This is a genomic window from Streptomyces sp. NBC_00193 (assembly GCF_026342735.1).
Taxonomy (GTDB): Bacteria; Actinomycetota; Actinomycetes; order Streptomycetales; family Streptomycetaceae; genus Streptomyces; species Streptomyces stoeckheimensis.
Window position 1 is genome coordinate 672,395 of sequence record NZ_JAPEMM010000002.1, and the last position, 17,950, is coordinate 690,344.

Annotated in this window: 14 protein-coding genes, 1 pseudogene and 1 riboswitch; of the genes and pseudogenes, 6 read left to right on the forward strand and 9 right to left on the reverse strand. The window is 72.7% G+C overall.

The features are described 5' to 3' along the window. Positions 1 to 93: 93 nt before the first annotated feature. Both OG898_RS31115 and OG898_RS31120 read right to left on the reverse strand, forming a co-directional pair. Positions 94 to 909: a sugar phosphate isomerase/epimerase gene (locus OG898_RS31115; protein ID WP_266961470.1), complete on the reverse strand. Its 816-nt coding sequence runs from the start codon at positions 907 to 909 to the stop codon at positions 94 to 96. Then, the gene (locus OG898_RS31120) at positions 906 to 2,000 is read right to left on the reverse strand and encodes a LacI family DNA-binding transcriptional regulator (RefSeq protein ID WP_266961472.1); all 1,095 of its coding nucleotides are present in this window, start codon (positions 1,998 to 2,000) and stop codon (positions 906 to 908) included. Before OG898_RS31120 ends, OG898_RS31115 begins: the two co-directional genes overlap by 4 nt. 214 nt (positions 2,001 to 2,214) lie before the next feature. On the opposite strand from OG898_RS31120, the gene OG898_RS31125 reads away from it, so the two are divergent. The 6 genes from OG898_RS31125 (at position 2,215) to OG898_RS31150 (ending at position 10,150) form a co-directional block, all read left to right on the forward strand. Further along, on the forward strand, positions 2,215 to 3,366 hold the full coding sequence (locus OG898_RS31125; RefSeq protein WP_250738036.1) for a Gfo/Idh/MocA family protein: 1,152 nt from the start codon (positions 2,215 to 2,217) through the stop codon (positions 3,364 to 3,366). Beyond that, positions 3,363 to 4,520: a dihydrodipicolinate synthase family protein gene (locus tag OG898_RS31130; RefSeq protein WP_266961475.1), complete on the forward strand. Its 1,158-nt coding sequence runs from the start codon at positions 3,363 to 3,365 to the stop codon at positions 4,518 to 4,520. Before OG898_RS31125 ends, OG898_RS31130 begins: the two co-directional genes overlap by 4 nt. Further along, positions 4,517 to 5,356: a sugar phosphate isomerase/epimerase gene (locus OG898_RS31135; RefSeq protein WP_266961477.1), complete on the forward strand. Its 840-nt coding sequence runs from the start codon at positions 4,517 to 4,519 to the stop codon at positions 5,354 to 5,356. Before OG898_RS31130 ends, OG898_RS31135 begins: the two co-directional genes overlap by 4 nt. A 101-nt stretch (positions 5,357 to 5,457) precedes the next feature. Further along, positions 5,458 to 7,851, forward strand: a complete 2,394-nt coding sequence (locus tag OG898_RS31140; RefSeq protein ID WP_266961478.1) for a polysaccharide lyase 8 family protein — start codon at positions 5,458 to 5,460, stop codon at positions 7,849 to 7,851. 124 nt (positions 7,852 to 7,975) lie between these two features. After that, positions 7,976 to 9,601, forward strand: a complete 1,626-nt coding sequence (locus OG898_RS31145) for a N,N-dimethylformamidase beta subunit family domain-containing protein (protein ID WP_266961479.1) — start codon at positions 7,976 to 7,978, stop codon at positions 9,599 to 9,601. A gap of 159 nt (positions 9,602 to 9,760) precedes the next feature. After that, positions 9,761 to 10,150, forward strand: coding sequence for a VOC family protein (locus OG898_RS31150; RefSeq protein ID WP_250738048.1), 390 nt, complete (start codon positions 9,761 to 9,763; stop codon positions 10,148 to 10,150). 48 nt (positions 10,151 to 10,198) lie between these two features. On the opposite strand, the gene OG898_RS31155 is transcribed toward OG898_RS31150, so the two are convergent. The 7 genes and pseudogenes from OG898_RS31155 to OG898_RS31185 form a co-directional block, all read right to left on the reverse strand. Beyond that, positions 10,199 to 11,056, reverse strand: a complete 858-nt coding sequence (locus tag OG898_RS31155) for an ABC transporter ATP-binding protein (protein WP_266961482.1) — start codon at positions 11,054 to 11,056, stop codon at positions 10,199 to 10,201. After that, positions 11,053 to 12,108, reverse strand: a complete 1,056-nt coding sequence (locus OG898_RS31160; protein WP_266961484.1) for an iron ABC transporter permease — start codon at positions 12,106 to 12,108, stop codon at positions 11,053 to 11,055. Before OG898_RS31160 ends, OG898_RS31155 begins: the two co-directional genes overlap by 4 nt. After that, positions 12,105 to 13,097, reverse strand: coding sequence for an ABC transporter substrate-binding protein (locus OG898_RS31165; RefSeq protein ID WP_266961486.1), 993 nt, complete (start codon positions 13,095 to 13,097; stop codon positions 12,105 to 12,107). Before OG898_RS31165 ends, OG898_RS31160 begins: the two co-directional genes overlap by 4 nt. Positions 13,098 to 13,154: 57 nt before the next feature. After that, a riboswitch (cobalamin riboswitch) is annotated at positions 13,155 to 13,236 on the reverse strand. Between the two features lie 46 nt (positions 13,237 to 13,282). Next, positions 13,283 to 14,245, reverse strand: a complete 963-nt coding sequence (locus OG898_RS31170) for a helix-turn-helix transcriptional regulator (RefSeq protein ID WP_250738053.1) — start codon at positions 14,243 to 14,245, stop codon at positions 13,283 to 13,285. Between the two features lie 128 nt (positions 14,246 to 14,373). Next, positions 14,374 to 15,285 (reverse strand): annotated as a pseudogene (locus OG898_RS31175) (IS5 family transposase). Positions 15,286 to 15,307: 22 nt separating this feature from the next. After that, positions 15,308 to 16,708, reverse strand: a complete 1,401-nt coding sequence (locus tag OG898_RS31180; RefSeq protein WP_266961488.1) for a VCBS repeat-containing protein — start codon at positions 16,706 to 16,708, stop codon at positions 15,308 to 15,310. A gap of 92 nt (positions 16,709 to 16,800) precedes the next feature. Continuing rightward, a complete protein-coding gene (locus OG898_RS31185; protein WP_266961490.1) occupies positions 16,801 to 17,859 on the reverse strand; it encodes a hypothetical protein in 1,059 nt (352 codons plus the stop codon). Between the last annotated feature and the right edge of the window lie 91 nt (positions 17,860 to 17,950).

Sequence of the window (17,950 nt, forward strand, 5' to 3'; positions counted from 1 at the left end):
CGATTCCCGGCAAGCAGACCAGCCCATGCGCACTGACCAGCCGTTTGAGACGCGGTACGCAAGCCGCGTCCCCAGCCCAACGAGGCAATGCACCTAGGCCGTCTCTTTCGGCTCCTGCCCGGTCCGCGCCGCGCGGACCAGTCGCTCCAAGTACGCGCGGCCCGGCCCGAGACGCTCCGGCAGTGCGCCGGCGGCGGGGTACCAGCGCTTCTCGTACTCCCAGCAGAGCCAGCCCCCCGGCGGTGCGAGGGCCACCGCCTCGGCGAGTGGCAGCGCTCCCCCGCCGAGCCCGAGCGGGGTCAGCTCCTGCGCGGACGCCACGTCCTTGACCTGGACGTACCCCAGGTGCCCGGCCAGGGCCCGGCTCGACTCGGCCGGCGCCTCGCCCCCGAGCCAGGTGTGCAGTACGTCCCACAGCGCCCCCGCGCCCGGATGCGCGACCCGGTCGAGGACCCGGGCCGTGGCGGTCCCGGTGCGGTGCGAGTCGTGGGTCTCCAGCAGGATCCGGACCCCGTGCCGCTCGGCGAAGGGTGCGGCGGCCCTGAGCCTGCGGACGGCGTGGTCGTCGGCGTCGGCCCGGGGTGATTCGCCTCCGCCGGGGAAGACCCGTACGTAGGGGGCTTCGAGGTCGGCGGCGAGCCGGACCAGGGCCTGGATCTCGGCGAGGACGGGCTCGTCGGGGCCCGGCGCGGCGACCCGGGCGTAGCCCGCGACTCCGAGGACGGTGACACCGGCGGCGGTCAGGGTGCGCAGGCCGGCCGCGCGGTCGCCGGCGGAGCTGGCGGGATGCAGGGGCTCCTCGGGGTGGGCCCGCAGTTCGAGGCCCTGGTAGCCGTGCGTGGAGGCGAGCTCCGCGCTGCGCTCCAGCGGGGTGCCGGGCAGGCCGAGGGTGGAGAAGGCGTACCTCACGGACGGCCCCCTTCGGTGGCGGTGGGCCGGGCGGCGGGCGGCGGTGCGGTGGAGGCGCGCACCGTCAGCTCGGCGGGCAGCGTGGTGATGCCGCCGGGGGGCAGCGCCCTGCGGCCCGTGACGAGCTGGGCCGCGAGCACCCCCGCTTCGCGCAGCGGCACCCGGACGGTGGTGAGGGTGGGTGCGGTGTCGACGCAGACGGGCAGGTCGTCGAAGCCGGCGACGGAGACGTCCTCGGGTATCCGCAGGCCGGCCTCGCGCAGGGCCGCGGCGACCCCGGTGGCGACGGTGTCGTTGGCGGCGGCCACGGCGGTGAAGGGCGCGCCGCGGCGGAGCAGTTCGCGGGTGGCGTCGTATCCGGCGGACCGCTCGAACCCCGCGTGCACGGTGAGGCCTGCGCAGTGCGCGGGCAGTTCGGGGTCGTGGTCGCGCAGGGCGTCCTGGTGTCCGGCGAGGCGCTCCCGGGTGGTGCTCAGCCCGGGCGGGCCGGCCACGTAGGCGATGTGCCGGTGGCCGAGCGTCAGCAGGTGCTCGGTGAGCCGGAAGGCGCCGCCCCGGTCGTCGAACATGACGGTGGCGACGGGAAGTCCGGCGGGCAGGGGCAGCGGGGGCCGCCCGCAGAGCACCACCGGGGCGCCGGTGGCCGCGATGCGGGCGAGGCGGGCGGCGAGCGCCCGGGTGTGCTCCGGATCCTCCACGGCGCCGCCGGTCAGGACGACCCCGCCGGCCCGCTGTCCTTCGAGGAGGGCGAGGTAGTCGAGCTCGGCGGCCGGGGCGCCCTCGGTGTTGCAGACGACGGCGAGCCGGCGCGCGCCGCCCTGCCCGCCGGGGGCCAGGGCGCTCTGCAGGGATCCGGCGAGGATCCCGAAGAAGCTGTCCGCGACATCGTGGACGAGGACGCCGATCAGGTCGGAGGTCGCGGCGGCGAGGGCCCGCGCGGGGCCGTTGGCGATGTAGCCGAGGTCCTCGATCGCCCGCTCCACCCGGGTCCTGGTGCCGCCCGCCACCGGATAACCGCCGTTGAGCACGCGCGAGACCGTGGCGGGCGATACGCCCGCGTGCGCCGCCACTTCGGCGAGTGTGACCGCCATCGTCCCCTCCTTCCGTTCCGTCCCGGGCCATCGTCTCACCCGGTGTGTGGATCTCCATAGTCGCCGATGAAGAAAGCGCTTTCTATCACCCGTAAGAGTCTTGCACCGCGACACCGAGCGGCCCTAGCCTGAACGGAGAGAAAGCGCTTTCTACGCTCTTTCCCGGAAGCTCCGCACTGAGGAACACCGCAACAAGACGAAGGAGGGGGACACCGTGCAGCGCAGGACGATCAAGATCGCCATGAACGGCGTCACCGGGCGGATGGGATATCGCCAGCACCTGGTCCGCTCCCTGCTCGCACTGCGCGAGCAGGGCGGGCTCGACCTCGGCGACGGCACGGTGCTGTGGCCGGAGCCGGTGCTGGTCGGTCGCCGCGAGGAGGCCCTGCGGGCCATCGCGGAGCGGCACGGCCTGGAGCACGTGAGCACGGACCTGGCCGCGGTGCTGGCCGACCCCGAGGTCGAGATCTACTTCGACGCCCAGGTCACCGGCGCCCGCGAGGCGGCCGTGCGGCAGGCCGTGGCGGCCGGCAAGCACGTGTACTGCGAGAAGCCCACCGCCCTCACCTTCGAGTCCTCGCTGGAGATCGCGCGACTGGCCGACGCGGCCGGCGTCAAGCACGGGGTGGTGCAGGACAAGCTGTTCCTGCCGGGCCTGCTGAAGCTCAAGCGGCTCATCGACGGCGGCTTCTTCGGCGAGATCCTGTCCGTGCGCGGGGAGTTCGGATACTGGGTCTTCGAAGGCGACTGGCAGTCCGCCCAGCGCCCTTCCTGGAACTACCGCTCCCAGGACGGCGGCGGCATCGTCGCCGACATGTTCCCGCACTGGGAGTACCTGCTGCACGAGCTGTTCGGCCGGGTCCGCACGGTGCAGGCGCTGACGCGCACCCACATCGGCCGCCGCTGGGACGAGGAGGGCAAGCCGTACGAGGCCACCGCGGACGACGCGGCGTACGGGATCTTCGAGCTGGAGGGGGGCGCCGTCGCGCAGATCAACTCCTCCTGGGCGGTACGGGTCAACCGCGACGAGCTCGTGGAGTTCCAGGTGGACGGGACGCACGGGTCGGCGGTCGCCGGGCTGCGCGGCTGCCGGATCCAGCACCGCGCGACGACTCCGAAGCCGGTGTGGAATCCGGACCTTCCCCTGACCGAGAACTTCCGCGACCAGTGGCAGGAGGTCCCGGACAACACCCCTGCCGACAACGGCTTCAAGGCCCAGTGGGAGCTGTTCCTGCGCCACGTCGTACGGGACGAGCCCTGGCAGTGGGACCTGCTGGCCGGGGCCCGCGGGGTGCAGCTGGCCGATCTCGGGCTGCGTTCCTCCGCGGAGGGCCGACGGCTCGTGGTCCCGGAGGTGGCGCTGTGAGCATCCGGCTCCCCTCCGCGGACGGAAGGCTGCGCCTCCACGCGCCGGTGACCGCTCCCCTGGCGCCGCTCACCTGCGGCCCGGCCCGCAGCCGCACCTTCTACTCGGCCGCGCACGTGGTGGCCGACCCCCTCTCCGCCTCGGCCGAATCCGGGCCTGTCATCGACTGGGAGTCCACGCTGGCCTTCCGGCACACGCTGTGGGCGCAGGGCCTCGGGGTCGCCGAGGCCATGGACACGGCGCAGCGCGGGATGGGCCTGGACTGGCCGGGCGCGGCGGAGCTGATCCGCCGTTCGACCGCCGAAGCCCGGTCGGTGGGCGGCCGGATCGTCTGCGGGGCGGGCACCGACCAGCTGGCTCCGGACACCGCGCACACCCTGGCCGCCGTCACCGCGGCGTACGAGGAGCAGCTGGCGCTGGTCGAGGAGTGCGGGGCGACGGCCGTGCTGATGGCCTCCCGGGCGCTGGCCGCTGCGGCGCGCGGGCCGGAGGACTACCTGGAGGTGTACGGGAGGCTGCTGCGGCAGAGTTCCCGGCCCGTGGTCCTGCACTGGCTGGGCCCGATGTTCGACCCGGCGCTGGAGGGGTACTGGGGGCACGCGGACCTGGACGCGGCCACGGACGTCTTCCTGAAGATCATTTCCGAGTATCCGGAGAAGGTCGACGGCATCAAGGTCTCGCTGCTCGACGCGGGGCGCGAGGTGGACATCCGGCGGCGGCTGCCCGCGGGCGTGCGCTGCTACACGGGCGACGACTACCACTATCCGGAGCTGATCGCCGGGGACGGCGAGCTGGCCAGCGACGCCCTCCTGGGGATCTTCGATCCGATCGCCCCGCTCGCGGCGCGGGCGGCGCTCGCCCTCGACCAGGACGACGCGGCCGGATTCCGGGAGCTGCTGGATCCGACGGTGGCGCTGTCCCGGCACCTGTTCGCTCCGCCCACCCGCTACTACAAGACGGGCGTCGTGCTCCTGGCCTGGCTCGCGGGACACCAGGAACACTTCACGATGGTCGGCGGGCTGCACTCGGCCCGCTCGCTCCCCCATCTGGCCACCGCCTACGAACTGGCCGACAACCTGGGCCTGTTCCCGGACCCGGAGCTCGCCGAGGCCCGGATGCGACAGCTGCTCGCGCTGCACGGGGTGGCCGCGTGAGCCCGGCGGGGGCGCCTGCCCGGTTCAGTCTGAACCAGGAGACGATCCGCCAGTGGTCCCTTCCCGAGCTGGTGGCCGGGTGCAGCGCGGCCGGGGTCGGCGCGGTCGGGCTGTGGCGCGATCCCGTGCAGCGGTTCGGGGTGCGGGAGACCGCGAAGCTGGTCGCCGGGGCCGGACTGCGGGTCAGCTCGCTGTGCCGGGGCGGCTTCTTCACCGCCGCCGATCCGGACGGGCGGGCGGCCGCCCTCGAGGACAACCGCCGTGCCGTGGAGGAAGCCGCCGAACTGGGCGCCGACGCGCTGGTCCTGGTCTCGGGCGGCCTGCCGGACGGCGACCGGGACCTGGCGGGAGCCCGGCGGCGGATCGTCGACATCCTGGGCGAGCTGGTCCCGTACGCCGCCGGGCACGGGGTGCGCCTGGGGATCGAGCCGCTGCACCCGATGTACGCGGCGGACCGGTGCGTGGTCTCCACCCTCGGTCAGGCCCTGGACATCGCCGAGGAGTTCCCGGCGACGCGGGTGGGGGTGGTCGTCGACTCCTACCACCTGTGGTGGGACGAGCGGCTGCCGTCCGAGGTCAGGCGGGCCGGAGAGGCCGGGCGGATCGTCTCCGTCCAGGTCGCCGACTGGGTGACGCCGCTCCCCGAGGGCGTGCTGCTGGGGCGGGGGCAGCTGGGCGACGGCTCGATCGACCTGAGGGCCTTCCGGGAGCTGACCGACTCCGCGGGGTACCTGGGGCCGGTAGAGGTGGAGATCTTCCATCCCGGGCTGTGGGCGCGCGACGGTGAAGAGGTGCTGCGGGAGGTGATCGACCGCTACCGCGAGCACGTCGCATGAGGTGAAGGGGGGTGCGTGAACCGAAGTGCACGGGGGGGCCACAGCGTTTCGGGCCGAGCAGCGTCTCGGGCGAAGCAGCGTTCCAGTCAAAGGAGACTGTGATGACAGATGTGTGGAGCCGCCGTGCCTTCCTCACGGCGGTCGGTGGCGGCGTGGTGCTGCTCGGCACCCCCGCCTTCCCCGCGACCGCCGGGACGGTGACCTCGGTGCACGCCGCCATGCGCGCGGTGTGGCAGGGCCTCCTCCTGGGGAGCGTGTCCTCCCCCACCGCGGAGCCGTTCCGTACGCGGCTGACCGCGCTGGGCGCGCAGGCCGGCCAGTGGCGCTCCTCGATGGCCCCGGCGACCGGTTCGCTCTGGCCCGACCAGGTCTTCACCACCGACCCCGAGTGGATGGCGCAGAGCTACTACCGGCTGCGGAGCATGGCGGAGGCCTACGTCAGACCGGGGACGGGGCTCACCGGTGACGCCGCGCTGCGTACGGCCGTGCTGACCGGACTGGACCATCTCCACGCCCAGGTCTACAACGCCGGGCAGGCGCGGTACGGCAACTGGTGGTGCTGGCAGATCGGCGCCCCCCAGGCGCTGCTCGACACCGTCGTCCTGATGTACGGCCAGCTCACCGCGGCCCAGCTCACCGCCTACTGCGCCGCCGTGGACCACTTCGTCCCGGATTCCTCGGTCGGCTCGTACACGGGGACCAGCACCGGGGCGAACCGGGTGGACCTGTGCCGGGTCCTCGCGCTGCGCGGTGTGGTCGGCGGCGACGACGCGAAGATCGCCCTGGCCCGGGACGCGCTCACGCCGGTGTTCCCGTACGTCACCTCCGGCGACGGGCTCTACCGGGACGGCTCCTTCATCCAGCACACCTACGTCGCGTACACCGGCTCGTACGGCTCGGTGATGCTCGGCGGACTGGGCATGCTGTTCGGCCTGTTGAAGGGGACGGCCTGGGAGGTCACCGACCCCGGCGCGCAGATCGTCTTCGACGCGGTGGAGCAGGCGTGGGCGCCGTTCCTCTACAACGGGCTGATGATGGACGCCGTATCGGGCCGGGCACCGAGCCGCGGGGTCCAAGTGGCCGATCCGCTCCAGGCGCAGCTTGACGACCACACCCGCGGGCACTCGGTCCTCGCCGCGATCCTGCTCCTCGCCGAGGGCGCGAGCACCGCCGAACGGACGCGCTGGCGCGGACTGGTGAAGGGCTGGACGGCGCGGGACTACTACGGCCCTCCGCTGTCGGACGCCACCCAGAGCCTGTCGGCCCTCGCCCGGCTCTCCGAGGTCTCGGCGGACGCCGCGGTCACGGCGGTGCCCGAGCCGGTGGCGCACCGGCTGTTCCCCTCGATGGACCGGGCCACGCACCGCAGGCCGACGTGGGCGGCCTCCCTGTCCATGGCCTCGAAGCGGATCACGCACTACGAGACGGGCAACGGCGAGAACCTGCGCGGCTGGCACACGGGCAGCGGCATGCTCTCCTGGTGGGGTTCCACCTACGGGAACGGCCAGTACTCGGACGCGTTCTGGCCCACGGTCGATCCCTACCGGCTGCCCGGGACCACCGCCTCCCGCAAGGCGCTGGCCGACGGCGCCGGGGGCGACTGGGGTGCCTCCCGGCCGGACGTCACCTGGGTGGGCGGCACGACCGACGGGGAGTTCGCCTCGGTGGGCCAGCACCTGAAGGGGCTGGGCAGCACGCTCACGGCCCGCAAGTCCTGGTTCTTCCTCGACGACACGGTGGTCTGCCTGGGCGCCGGGATCAGCTCCACGGACGGCGCCGCGGTCGACACGGTCATCGACAACCGGAACCTGGGCGCGACCGGCGCCCACGCCCTGACCGTGAGCGGTACGGTCCAGCCGGCCACGCTGGGCTGGACCGCCTCCTTCCCCGGGCCCGGCTGGGCGCACCTGGCGGGCTTCGGCGGCTATGTGATGTCGGGTTCGGGCACCTTCCGGGCGCTGCGGGAGGCCCGCACCGGCCGGTGGAGCGACATCAACCGGGGCTCTTCCACCACGGTTCTCACCCGGCGCTATCTGACCCTCTGGTACGACCACGGGACCAACCCGGCCGCCGGCAGCTACACCTACCAGCTGATGCCGGGAGCCTCGGCGGCCCAGACCTCGGCGCGGTCCGCCGCCGGCGGATGGCTCACGGTCCTCGCCAACAACCCGACCGCCCAGGGGGTGGCGGTGGGCTCGCTCGGCTTCACCGGGGTGAACTTCTGGCAGGCCGCGACCATCGGCGCCCTGCAGGCGAGCGCGCCGTGTTCGGTCACGGTGCGGGAGCTCGGCGACGGCACGGCCGTGGTCTGCGTCTCGGACCCGACCCGCACCCTCTCGGGGCTGACCCTCGTGTGGAACCGGCCCGTCGCCCAGGTGCTGTCCCAGCCGGCGAGCGTGGTCTCGGCAAGCACCGGGACCGCGCTCCAGCTCGGCTTCGGCAGCCTCACCGCCCTGGCGGGAGCGAGCCAGGTGGTGAAGGTGAGGCTGGGGTGATCTCCGGCCGCCCCGATGTCAGGCCGCCCCGATGTCGTGCCGCCCCGATATCCGGCCGGCCTGATCCCCGGACACGCGCGGGGCGGTAAAAACAGAGCCCACGGGGTGACATAGCGTGACCTGCATGGATCAGGAGCACATATCCGGGGACGGCGAAGGCGCGGGCAGGCGGCGGTTCCTCGCCCTGGCGACGGGGGCCGCGGCCACCGCCGCCGGGCTGGGGGCCGTGGCCGGCTGCGCGGGCGGGGACACCGGGACGGCGGACGGGGCGGGGCCCGGCGAGAGCCCGGAACCGTCCGGTCCCCCGCCGAAGAAGGAGGGGCCGCACGGCTTCGACGTACGGGCCGAGAACGCCCGCCCGGGGAACGCCGACTGGCAGGTCGCCAAGGCCGGCCCGGCCCGCGCCATCGAGGGCTTCGCCGACCGTGTCAGCGTGCTGCCCGGCGAGCCCTTCGGCCTGCACGTCTCCACCACTGCACCCCGGTTCACCGTCTCCGCCTACCGCATGGGCTGGTACGGCGGCGCCCGGGCCCGCCTGGTCTGGCGCTCCGAGGCCCTGCCCGGGGTGCGCCAGCCCGACCACACGGTGGACGCCTCGACGCGTACGGTCCGCACCCGGTGGGCCCGTAGCACCACCGTCGAGACCAAGGACTGGCCCGAGGGCTGCTACCTGCTGCGCCTCGACGCGCAGGGCGGCGAGGGCCAGCGGTTCGTCCCCGTCACCGTGCGGTCCGCCGCCACGGCCGGGCGTACCGTCGTGGTCAACGCGGTGGCGACCTGGCAGGCGTACAACCGCTGGGGCGGCTACGGCAGTTACGACGGCCCCAGCGGCGGATACGCCTCGCGCTCGCTCGCCGTCACCTTCGACCGGCCCTACGAGTACGACGACGGCGCGGGTCTCTTCCTGGTGTACGAGGCTCCGCTGCTCGCGCTCGCCGAGCGGCTCGGCATCCCCCTGGCGTACACGACGACCACCGACCTGGCCCGGGAGAAGCGACTGCTGGAAGGAGCCTCGGCGGTCCTCTCCCTCGGGCACGACGAGTACTGGTCACCCGAGCAGCGGGCGCACGTCACGGCGGCCCGGGACGCGGGCACCAACGTCGCGATCCTGGGCGCGAACTGCTGCTACCGCCGGATCCGGCTGGAGGCCTCCGAGCTCGGACCGGACCGCACGGTGGTCTGCTACAAGTCCTCCTACGAGCAGGATCCCGGCTTCAAGCGCGGACACCCCGCCACCGTCGACTTCCGTTCCCCACCGGCCGCCGACCCGGAGAGCTCGCTGCTCGGCGTCATCTACGACGGCTACCCGGTGGACGCCCCGTACGTGGTGACCAACCCGGGCCACTGGCTCTTCGAGGGCACCGGCGCGAAGGCCGGCGACAGTTTCCCGCACCTGGTCGGCGTGGAGTACGACAAGGTCAACACCGGTTTCACGACCCCGCGCCCGATCGAGATCCTGGCCCACTCCCCCGTGGTCTGCGACGGCCGCCCCAGCCACCAGGACACGGCGTACTACACGACGCCGAGCGGCGCCGCCGTCTTCGCGACGGGGACGATGCGCTGGGTGGAGGCCCTCGACGCCAAGGGCGACGGCCGCAGCGGAGCCAACCACGGCCTGGACGCACGTTCGGGCGCCCTGACCACGCGGGTGACGGAGAACCTGCTCCGCACCTTCGCGGCGGGCCCGGCGGGACGGACGCATCCGGCGCAGGACAACGTGAAGTCGGTGTACGGGGGTCCGGGCGCATGAGGCCCGCCACCCCACCGCCCCCGCTCTCCACCGCTCCATCCAAACGCACTGGACTCATCCCGTAAGGGCTGTTTAGGATCATGTCGCGGCATCGCGTGTCGGTCACCGGCTGGGTGAGGCATGGAGGTGCCGAGACATGCCTTTCGGAGGCATCCACTCATGACGGTTCAGCTCAACCACACGATCATCCACTCCCGTGACCACCGGGAGTCGGCCGAATTCCTGGCGTACTTCCTCGGCCTGGAAGTCGGAGCCCCCTGGGGCCCCTTCATCCCCGTCGAGACCGCCAACGGCGTCACCTTGGACTTCGCGAACATGGCCGCCGAGTCCATCACCCCGCAGCACTACGCGTTCCTCGTCTCCGATGCCGAGTTCGACGAGGCCTTCGAGAAGATCAAGCGGGCGAGGATCACCTACTTCGCCGACCCGCACGGGCAGCGCCCCGGCGAGATCAACCACAACGACGGCGGCCGCGGCGTCTACTTCCAGGACCCCTCGGGCCACGGCATGGAACTGATCACCGTCCCGTACGGCGGCTTCAAGCAGTAGGACCCGGGCCCGCCCGGCCTCGCCGGGCGGGCCTCCTCCGCCGTCACCTCAGAACCCCGTCCGTGCCCCGTCCTCCGGAAGGTAGACGATGTGCGGCGCTCCCGTCGTCGGGTGGGCGGCGATGCGGGTGCGTACCCCGTAGACCTCCGCCAGCAGGGGCTCCGTCAGCACCTCCGCCGGAGTGCCGCAGGCCGCCACGCGGCCGCCGGCCAGGACGTACAGGCGGTCGCAGTACATCGCCGCCAGGTTGAGGTCGTGCAGGACCAGCAAGGCGGTGGCCGGCAGGGCGCGGACCAGGCCGAGGATCTCCAGTTGGTAGCGGATGTCCAGGTGGTTGGTCGGTTCGTCCAGGGCGAGCAGGCCTGGGTCCTGGACGAGGGCGCGGGCCACCAGGGCGCGCTGGCGTTCGCCGCCCGAGAGCCCGTCGAAGCGGCGGTCCGCGAGGGCGGCCGCGCCGACGGTGTCCAGGGCCAGCGCGACGCGGCGTACGTCGTCGGGTCCGTCCTGCTCCCAGAACCGCTTGTGCGGGCTGCGCCCCATGGCGACCACCTCGCGCACGGTGAGCCCGAACGTCCCGGCCGCGTCCTGGGGCACGACCGCCACCCGCCGGGCGCGGTCCTTGACGCCCAGCGAGACCGCGTCCGCGCCGTCCAGCAGGACGCGCCCGCCGGTCGGGCGCAGGGCGCCGTAGACGCAGCGCAGCAGGGTCGTCTTGCCGCTGCCGTTGGGACCGACGACCCCGACCGTCTCGCCGGGACGGGCGGTGAGGTCGATCCCGTGCAACAGCGGCTGCCCGTCGATCGCGTACCGCACGGCCTCGACGGCGAGTTCCGCAGGTCCAGCCTCCCCCGCAGATCCCACCTGTCCTGCCTGCCCCACCTGCTGTTCTGCCCGTCCCATCGTCATCCCATGACCCCTTCGGTACGCGTGGACCTGCGCAGCATCCACAGGAAGAACGGCCCGCCGACCAGCGCCGTGACCACGCCCACCGGGATCTCCTCCGGTGCGGCGGCGGTACGGGCGATCAGGTCGGCCAGGGTCAGGAACACCGCCCCGCCCAGCGCGGCCACGGGCAGCAGCGCCCGGTGCCCGGCTCCGACCGCCATCCGGGCGGCGTGCGGGACCATCAGCCCCACGAAGCCGATCGCCCCGCTGTAGGCCACCAGTACGCCGATGACCAGCGAGGTGAGGACGAACACGGCGGCCCGGAACCGGCCCGTGTCCAGGCCGAGCGTCTGGGCGCCCTCCTCCCCCGCGAGCAGCAGGTCGAGCGGCCGGGCCAGGGCGACGAGCAGCCCGGTGCCCAGGAGCAGGGCCCCCGCGGGCAGGGCCAGTTCGCTCCAGCGCGCCCCGCCCAGCCCGCCGAGGGTCCAGAACAGCACGCTGCGGATCTGATCGGGATGGGCGGCCAGCACCAGGATCAGGCTGGTCAGGGCGGACAGCACGTACTGGACGGCGACTCCGGCGAGGATCAGCCGGCCGGTGGTCATGGTGCCGCCGCGCCGGGCCATCGCGTAGACGGCGACGAGCGCGCCCATCGACCCGGCGAACGCGGCCAGCGGTACCGCGGCGCCGCCCGCGAAGCCGAGGAACCCGGCGCCGAAGACGATCACCAGCACCGCCCCGGCCGAGGCCCCGGAGGAGGCCCCGAGCAGGAACGGGTCGGCGAGCGGATTGCGCACGAGGGCCTGGAGCACGGTTCCCGCGACGGCGAGGCCCGCGCCGACGACGGCTCCGAGCAGGACGCGCGGCATGCGGACGTCCCACACGATCGCCCCGAAGGCGCCCGCTCCCCCGCCGGGTCCCGGCCCTGCGAGCACGATGTCGAGCACCTGTCCCGGAGGGATCCGTACCGGCCCCAGGGCCAGGCCCGCCAGGGCCGACACGGCCAGCGCGGCGGCGAGCAGGGCCAGTACGACCGGGGTACGGGTGAACGCGCGGGCGGCCCGGAGCCTCACGGGGCGGCGGGGTGGAGCTGGCCGCCCAGCGATTCGACGGCGTCGGCGACGCGTACGCCGAGCACGGCGGAGGACAGCGGCAGCACGACGAACCGCTGGTTCTTGACCGCGGGGACCTGCGCGAGCGCCGGGTCGTTCAGCAGGCGCTGCTTCTTGGCTTCGACGGTGGTGCCGCCGTAGTCGTAGATGAGGACGACCTCGGGCTTGCGCTCGATGACCTTCTCCCACGACACGTCGCCGAAGGTGTCGTCGAGGTCGGCGAACACGTTCGTGCCGCCCGCCAGCGCGACGATCTCGTTGCCGATGCCCTTGCCGCCCGAGGTGAAGGCGGAGGCCTCGCCCGAGTCGTAGACGAAGACGGCGGGCTTGGCCCGGTCCTTCACGCGCGCGCTGACGGCCTCGATGCGGCGCTGTTCGTCCGCGATGAGGCGTTCGCCGCGCTCGGGCACGCCGAAGGTCCTCGCCACCTCGGTGATTTCGGTCCTGAGCTGGTCGAGTCCGACCTTGCCCTCGGTGCAGTACTCCACGCTGAGACGGGAGTTGATGCCGGACTTCGCGAGTCCCTCGCGGTCGCGGCCCTGCGCCTTGTCGAAGGCGCTGGAGTAACCCCCGTACACGAAGTCGGGGTTGGCTCCGAGGAGGATCTCCTTGGAGGGGTACTCCTTCGCCAGCACCTTGATCTTGTCGTACGCGGGCCGGTAGGCGGGCAGTACGGCGTCGTCCAGGTAGGCCGTCCCGACCGTCTTTCCCTCCAGGCCGAGGGCCAGGAGGATCTCGGTCGCGTGCTGGTTCATCGCGACCGCACGCTGCGGCGGTGCCTGATAGGTGCTGGTGACACCGCAGTTGGTGACCGTGTACGGGAATCCGGGCGCGATGCCCGCCGCCGCCTTCGCGTCCTGCGCCGCGGGTGATCCTCCGCACGCGGCCAGCGGTATCAGGAGGGGGACGGGCAGGAGCGCGCGCAGCAGCGCACGGGGGTACGAAGACATGGTGAAGCCTCTCCGGGGGATCCGCGTCCCCTGGTCGAACCGAAAGAGGCGGTGCGTCAGTGTCTGACTCCCGGGTCCCCGCGCGGGGGGTGTCCGGTCACAGTGGCGGGACCGCACCGGATTCGCACCGGTTTCCTGTCCTGCACCGCCTGGATAACCCGGCCCAGTGTGCCAGAAGGGCGACGTCAGCGGTGCGCGCGCACCGCACCGGCGGCCCGGGAGGCGAGGGTGCGCAGCGCCTCGTCGGAGGGTGATCCCGGCTCGGCGGTGTAGAGGTAGAGGGTCTGGTCGGGGTCGTCGGGGAAGGCGAAGGACTCGTACTCCAGGGCCAGTTCGCCGACGACGGGGTGCCGGAAGCGCTTGGTCCCGTGGGTGTGTTCGAGCACGTCGTGCCCGGCCCACCAGCGTCGGAAGTCCCCGTCGAGCGCGCCCAGTTCCTCGACGAGCGGGCTCAGATCCGGATCGTACGGGTGCCGGCCCGCGTAGAACCGCAGCGCGGCGACGGCTGCGCGCGCGGCGCCCTCCCAGTCGGCGAAGAGCCCGCGGGCGGCGGGGTCGAGGAAGAGGAACCGCGCCAGGTTGCGCCCGCGTCGACCGGGCGCGCCCGGCTCCGGCGCGTCCGACTCCGGGGCGCGGGGCGCTGCCGCGCCGAAGTCGGCGTACAGGGCCTCCGCGAGCCGGTTCGCGGCCAGGACCTCGAGCCGGCGCCCCATGATCATCGCCGGGGTGCCGTCCTCCAGGGCGTCCAGCACCCGGTACAGGCCCGCCCGGACCCGCTGCGGGCCGGCGGCGTCCGCGGGGCCGGGAGCTCCGGCCGCCGCGCCGGCGGCGCGCCCGGGCCCGGGGGCCCGCTGCGGACGGGCCAGATCGAAGAGGTGGGACCGCTCGGTGGCGTCGAGCCGCAGCGCCCGGGCCACGGCGTCCAGGACCTCATCGGAGACGTGCTGGGTGCGCCCCTGCTCCAGCCGCGTGTAGTAGTCGACGCTGACCCCCGCAAGCTGCGCGACCTCCTCCCGCCGCAACCCGGGCACGCGCCGCCTCCCCGGGTGAGCGGCGACCCCCACCTCCTCGGGACCGATCCGGGCACGCCGGGAACGCAGGAAGTCCCGCAGGTCGGAACGGGGCTCGCGCCCGGCGGTGGCGTTCATTCCCCCAGGCTAGGCGTTCCCCCGGACTTCCTCCGCCATCTACCTGGCCGCGCCGAACAAGATCGGCCCCGAGATCGCCAACGGCCAGGGCCCGGCCAAGCGAGTGGCCGGCGCGGACCAGCACTGCGCTAGGCAGTGTCTGACAAATGATCACGGACTGGTTTCGCGGAGCCAGAGGATCAGCGAGGCCAGGACGACTCCGGCGCGGTAGCGGTCGGCGAGCTTGTCGAACCTGGTCGCGATCGCGCGGAACTGCTTGAGGCGCGCGAAGCATCGTTCGACCACGTTGCGGTCGCGGTAGACCTCCTTGTCGAAGGCGGGCGGCCGGCCGCCGAGGCGCCCTCGGCGCCGGCGGTTGGCCGCTTGGTCGCGGCGCTCGGGGATCGTGACGGCGATGCCCCGACGCCGCAGCAGGTGGCGGATCGCCCGGCTGGAATAGGCCTTGTCGCCCAGAACCCGGGTCGGTGTCGTGCGCGGGCGGCCGGCGTCGGCTCGCGGAACGCGGATCCCGTCGAGGACCTCACCGAAGGCGGTGGCGTCGTTGACGTTGCCGGGCGTGAGCACGATGGACAGGGGCAGGCCCCGGCCGTCGACGGCGAGGTGGACCTTGGTGGTCAGCCCGCCTCGGGACCGGCCGAGGGCCTGGCGCGTCTGCGAGCGGCCCGAATCTTCCAGTTCGTCCCCGTCTGTGGCCCCTTTTTGCGTGCGCCCGCGGCGTGCTGGTGGGCGCGGTTGACGGTGGAGTCGACGGCGACGGTCCACTCCACCCGGCCCACCGCGTCGTCGCGGACCTGCACGTGCTCCAACAGCCTTGCCCACGTGCCGTCCGTCTCCCAGCGGGCGAACCGCTCGTAGACGGTCTGCCACGGCCCATACCGCTCGGGCAGGTCACGCCACGGAGCCCCGGTCCGCAACCGCCACAGCACACCATTGACCACCTGCCGGTGGTCACGCCACGGCCGACCACGCCCGTCCACCTGCGGCAACAAGGGCTCTATCCGCTCCCACGCCGCGTCCGCCAACTCACCTCGACCTGCCACAAGATCAATTATCAGACAGGCCTTAGAAGAGACCCTTGTAGCCGCCGAACCCGCTGGCGATCTTCGTGGTCGCCAGCAGACCGCCCTTGCCGTCGCCGCTGTTCCGCAGCAGCTCGCCCGCCTTGTTCCGGGATACGACGTCGGCCTTGCCCTCGCCGCTGATGTCGCCGACGCCGATGAACTGCACCCGGCCGTCGGCCCAGCCGGCCTCGTTGACCTGCACCCGCGCCCTGAAGGTGCCGTTGCCGACCCCGTCGATCCGCCACAGGGTGTTTGCCGCGTCCACGGTCAGCAGATCCCCGTGACCGTCGCCGTTGAGATCACCGGCCCCGACGACCTGCTTGTACGCCTTCCAGCCCCCGGGGAGCTTGACCCGCGGCTTGAACACCGCACCCGCGTCCTGCGCGAAAAGGTAGAGGTACCCGGTCGCGCTCTCCCGTGCGAGCAGGTCCGCCCGCCCGTCGCCGGTGAGGTCACCGGCCGAGGTCAGGACGTCGTACGCGTCGAAGCCACTGCCCAGCGACTTCGAGCCCAGCGAGGCCGGCACCCCCGACCCGCAGGCCGGCTGGTACAGGCGCAGCGTGCCGGCCGAGTTCCGTACCAGGACGTCGTTGCACCGGTCGCCGTTCATGTCCCCGAACGGTACGGCCGTAGACGTGGCCGGCCATCCGGCACCGGTCGCCCTCGTCCTGGTCAGACCGCCCTTGCCGTCGCCCCCGTGAAAGGCCAGCACACCCGCGGAGTCCAGCGTCGCCAGATCACCGAACCCGTCCTTGCCCGTCAGGTCACGGTAGGCCGCGCTGCCACCGGTGAGCTGCACCGTTCCGGTGGAGTGCAGGACGCCGTCCTTCTCCCATGCCACGAAGCCGTTGCCCAGACGGGCGTCGTTGTGCTCCGGGAGCGCCACCTTGGCCTTCGAGGAAGTGTCGTAGACGCCCGCCTTCGCGTCGCACTTCCAGTAGACGGAGCTGCCCCACGCCTCCAGGGCCTTGATGTCGCAGTTCGCGACCGTGTGCGTGCGCACCACGGCGCCGGTCCGCGCATCCACCGCTTCAACGGTGCCGTTGGACTTCTCCCGCCACAGCCAGTGCCCGGACAGTGAGAAGACACCGTCGGGCACCGGGACGGGGCCGACGTGCTTGCGTCGGTCCAGGTCGACGACCTCCACCGGCCGCGGCTTCGGCCCCGATCCCCGTACGTACGCCGCGAAGCGGCCCGACGCCTGCACGGAGTAGGGGTCGGTCGCGACGCTGTCCGTCGACCGCTTCCCGTCCGCGGTGAAGTGGTCGACCGACTGGTTGGTCGCCATCACCACGCCACCTTCCCCCGTGGCCACCACGGGGTGGACGGAAAGGCTGTAGTAGAGGCTGCCCTTCGGGTGGCGACGCCAGCTGCCGGCCTGCGGAGCGCCGGTGGCGGGCATGGCGTACTCGAGGAGCCAGGAGGGCCTCAAAGGGGTGTGGTCGACAGTATGGAGACGTCCGTTCTCCATACTCATGTTCGACAACGAGATCTTCAGCGGCGGAGCGTCCCACTGCGGCACGGCTGCGGACTTGCCGTCCTGGCCCACCTGGACGGCGTAGATGGTCTGCTCAGGGCCGTGTTCCCGCCGTCGACGACGAGGCGGTCCCCGATCACCGGGAACAGCGCGGAACCCGTCCTGTTCAGGAGCTTGCGGGCAGGACCCCCGTTCAAGGGCCGAGCGAACAGGCCTCCGGACTCGTGCACCAGCAGTTCGTTCGCCACCACGCCACCGACGGTGGGTCCCGAGTCGGAGTTCGGCTCGGCTTCCCACGTCAAGGACTTCCCGTCCGACTCGGCCAGGGACCCCCTGGTGTCCCAGGCCTTCGCTTCGATCGTGGTGGTGGTCGACTGCGAGATGGATTGCCGGACCAGCCAGTCGCCCTTGACCCGGGCCCCGGGCGGGGCGGGTCGGGCGTCCTTGCCCGGCGCCAGCCAGGTCCGTTGCCCACCGACGCCCGAAGAGAGCAGCAAGGCGCCTGCGGCACTACTGGTGTCCACGTATGAACTGGTGGAGACCCCGGCGATCAGCCGGTCGACCAGACTGCCGTTCTCCAGGGTCAGCCAGTGCCAGCCCGGATCCCCGGAGAAGCTCAGCGTGAGCAGTGCGTCGCCGACCACTGCCTTCAATGACTGGGTTTCCGGGAGCGTGATGGTCTTGGTCGATCCGTCCCGCATGTCACGGAAGGCCACATGGTCGTCCGAGAGGTCCCACCGGGTCACGGCGATGGTGTTCGGGCCCGCCTCGAACGGCTGCCGGCCGGGTATCACGGAGAATTCGGTGGCCCGAGTGCTCCCGTAGGCGCGCCAGACGAACGCCTCCGAGGTGGCTCCCTGCATCAGGTAGCCCGACTGCGTCGCCAGATAGGCACGCGCTGCCAGGTCCGCGGTCGTCCGCCCGGGTATCACGTACTCGGCGAGCGGCGCCGGATTCTCTGCGGCGGCCGCCGATCCGAGTGCGACGGTCGGCAGAGCCGAGGTGCCCAGGACAGCAGCGAAGACGATGGCGGCGGCCGTACGCCTTCTGCCCGCTTTGGAGGTGCTTGCGCCCATCAACAGATCCCCGATACCCATACAACCGCTTGGTTGCCCCGGGGGGAGGGTAGTTGGCGTCCTGCGCGTCCAGTCAGCTGGGGTGTTGGCC

Coding starts and splice junctions, on each gene's coding strand:
- OG898_RS31120 (WP_266961472.1), bottom strand. CDS start 2,000: ATGGCGGTCACACTCGCCGAAGTGGCGGCGCACGCGGGCGTATCGCCC.
- OG898_RS31140 (WP_266961478.1), top strand. CDS start 5,458: ATGACAGATGTGTGGAGCCGCCGTGCCTTCCTCACGGCGGTCGGTGGC.
- OG898_RS31145 (WP_266961479.1), top strand. CDS start 7,976: ATGGATCAGGAGCACATATCCGGGGACGGCGAAGGCGCGGGCAGGCGG.
- OG898_RS31150 (WP_250738048.1), top strand. CDS start 9,761: ATGACGGTTCAGCTCAACCACACGATCATCCACTCCCGTGACCACCGG.
- OG898_RS31155 (WP_266961482.1), bottom strand. CDS start 11,056: ATGACGATGGGACGGGCAGAACAGCAGGTGGGGCAGGCAGGACAGGTG.
- OG898_RS31165 (WP_266961486.1), bottom strand. CDS start 13,097: ATGTCTTCGTACCCCCGTGCGCTGCTGCGCGCGCTCCTGCCCGTCCCC.
- OG898_RS31170 (WP_250738053.1), bottom strand. CDS start 14,245: ATGAACGCCACCGCCGGGCGCGAGCCCCGTTCCGACCTGCGGGACTTC.
- OG898_RS31180 (WP_266961488.1), bottom strand. CDS start 16,708: ATGCCCGCCACCGGCGCTCCGCAGGCCGGCAGCTGGCGTCGCCACCCG.
- OG898_RS31185 (WP_266961490.1), bottom strand. CDS start 17,859: ATGGGCGCAAGCACCTCCAAAGCGGGCAGAAGGCGTACGGCCGCCGCC.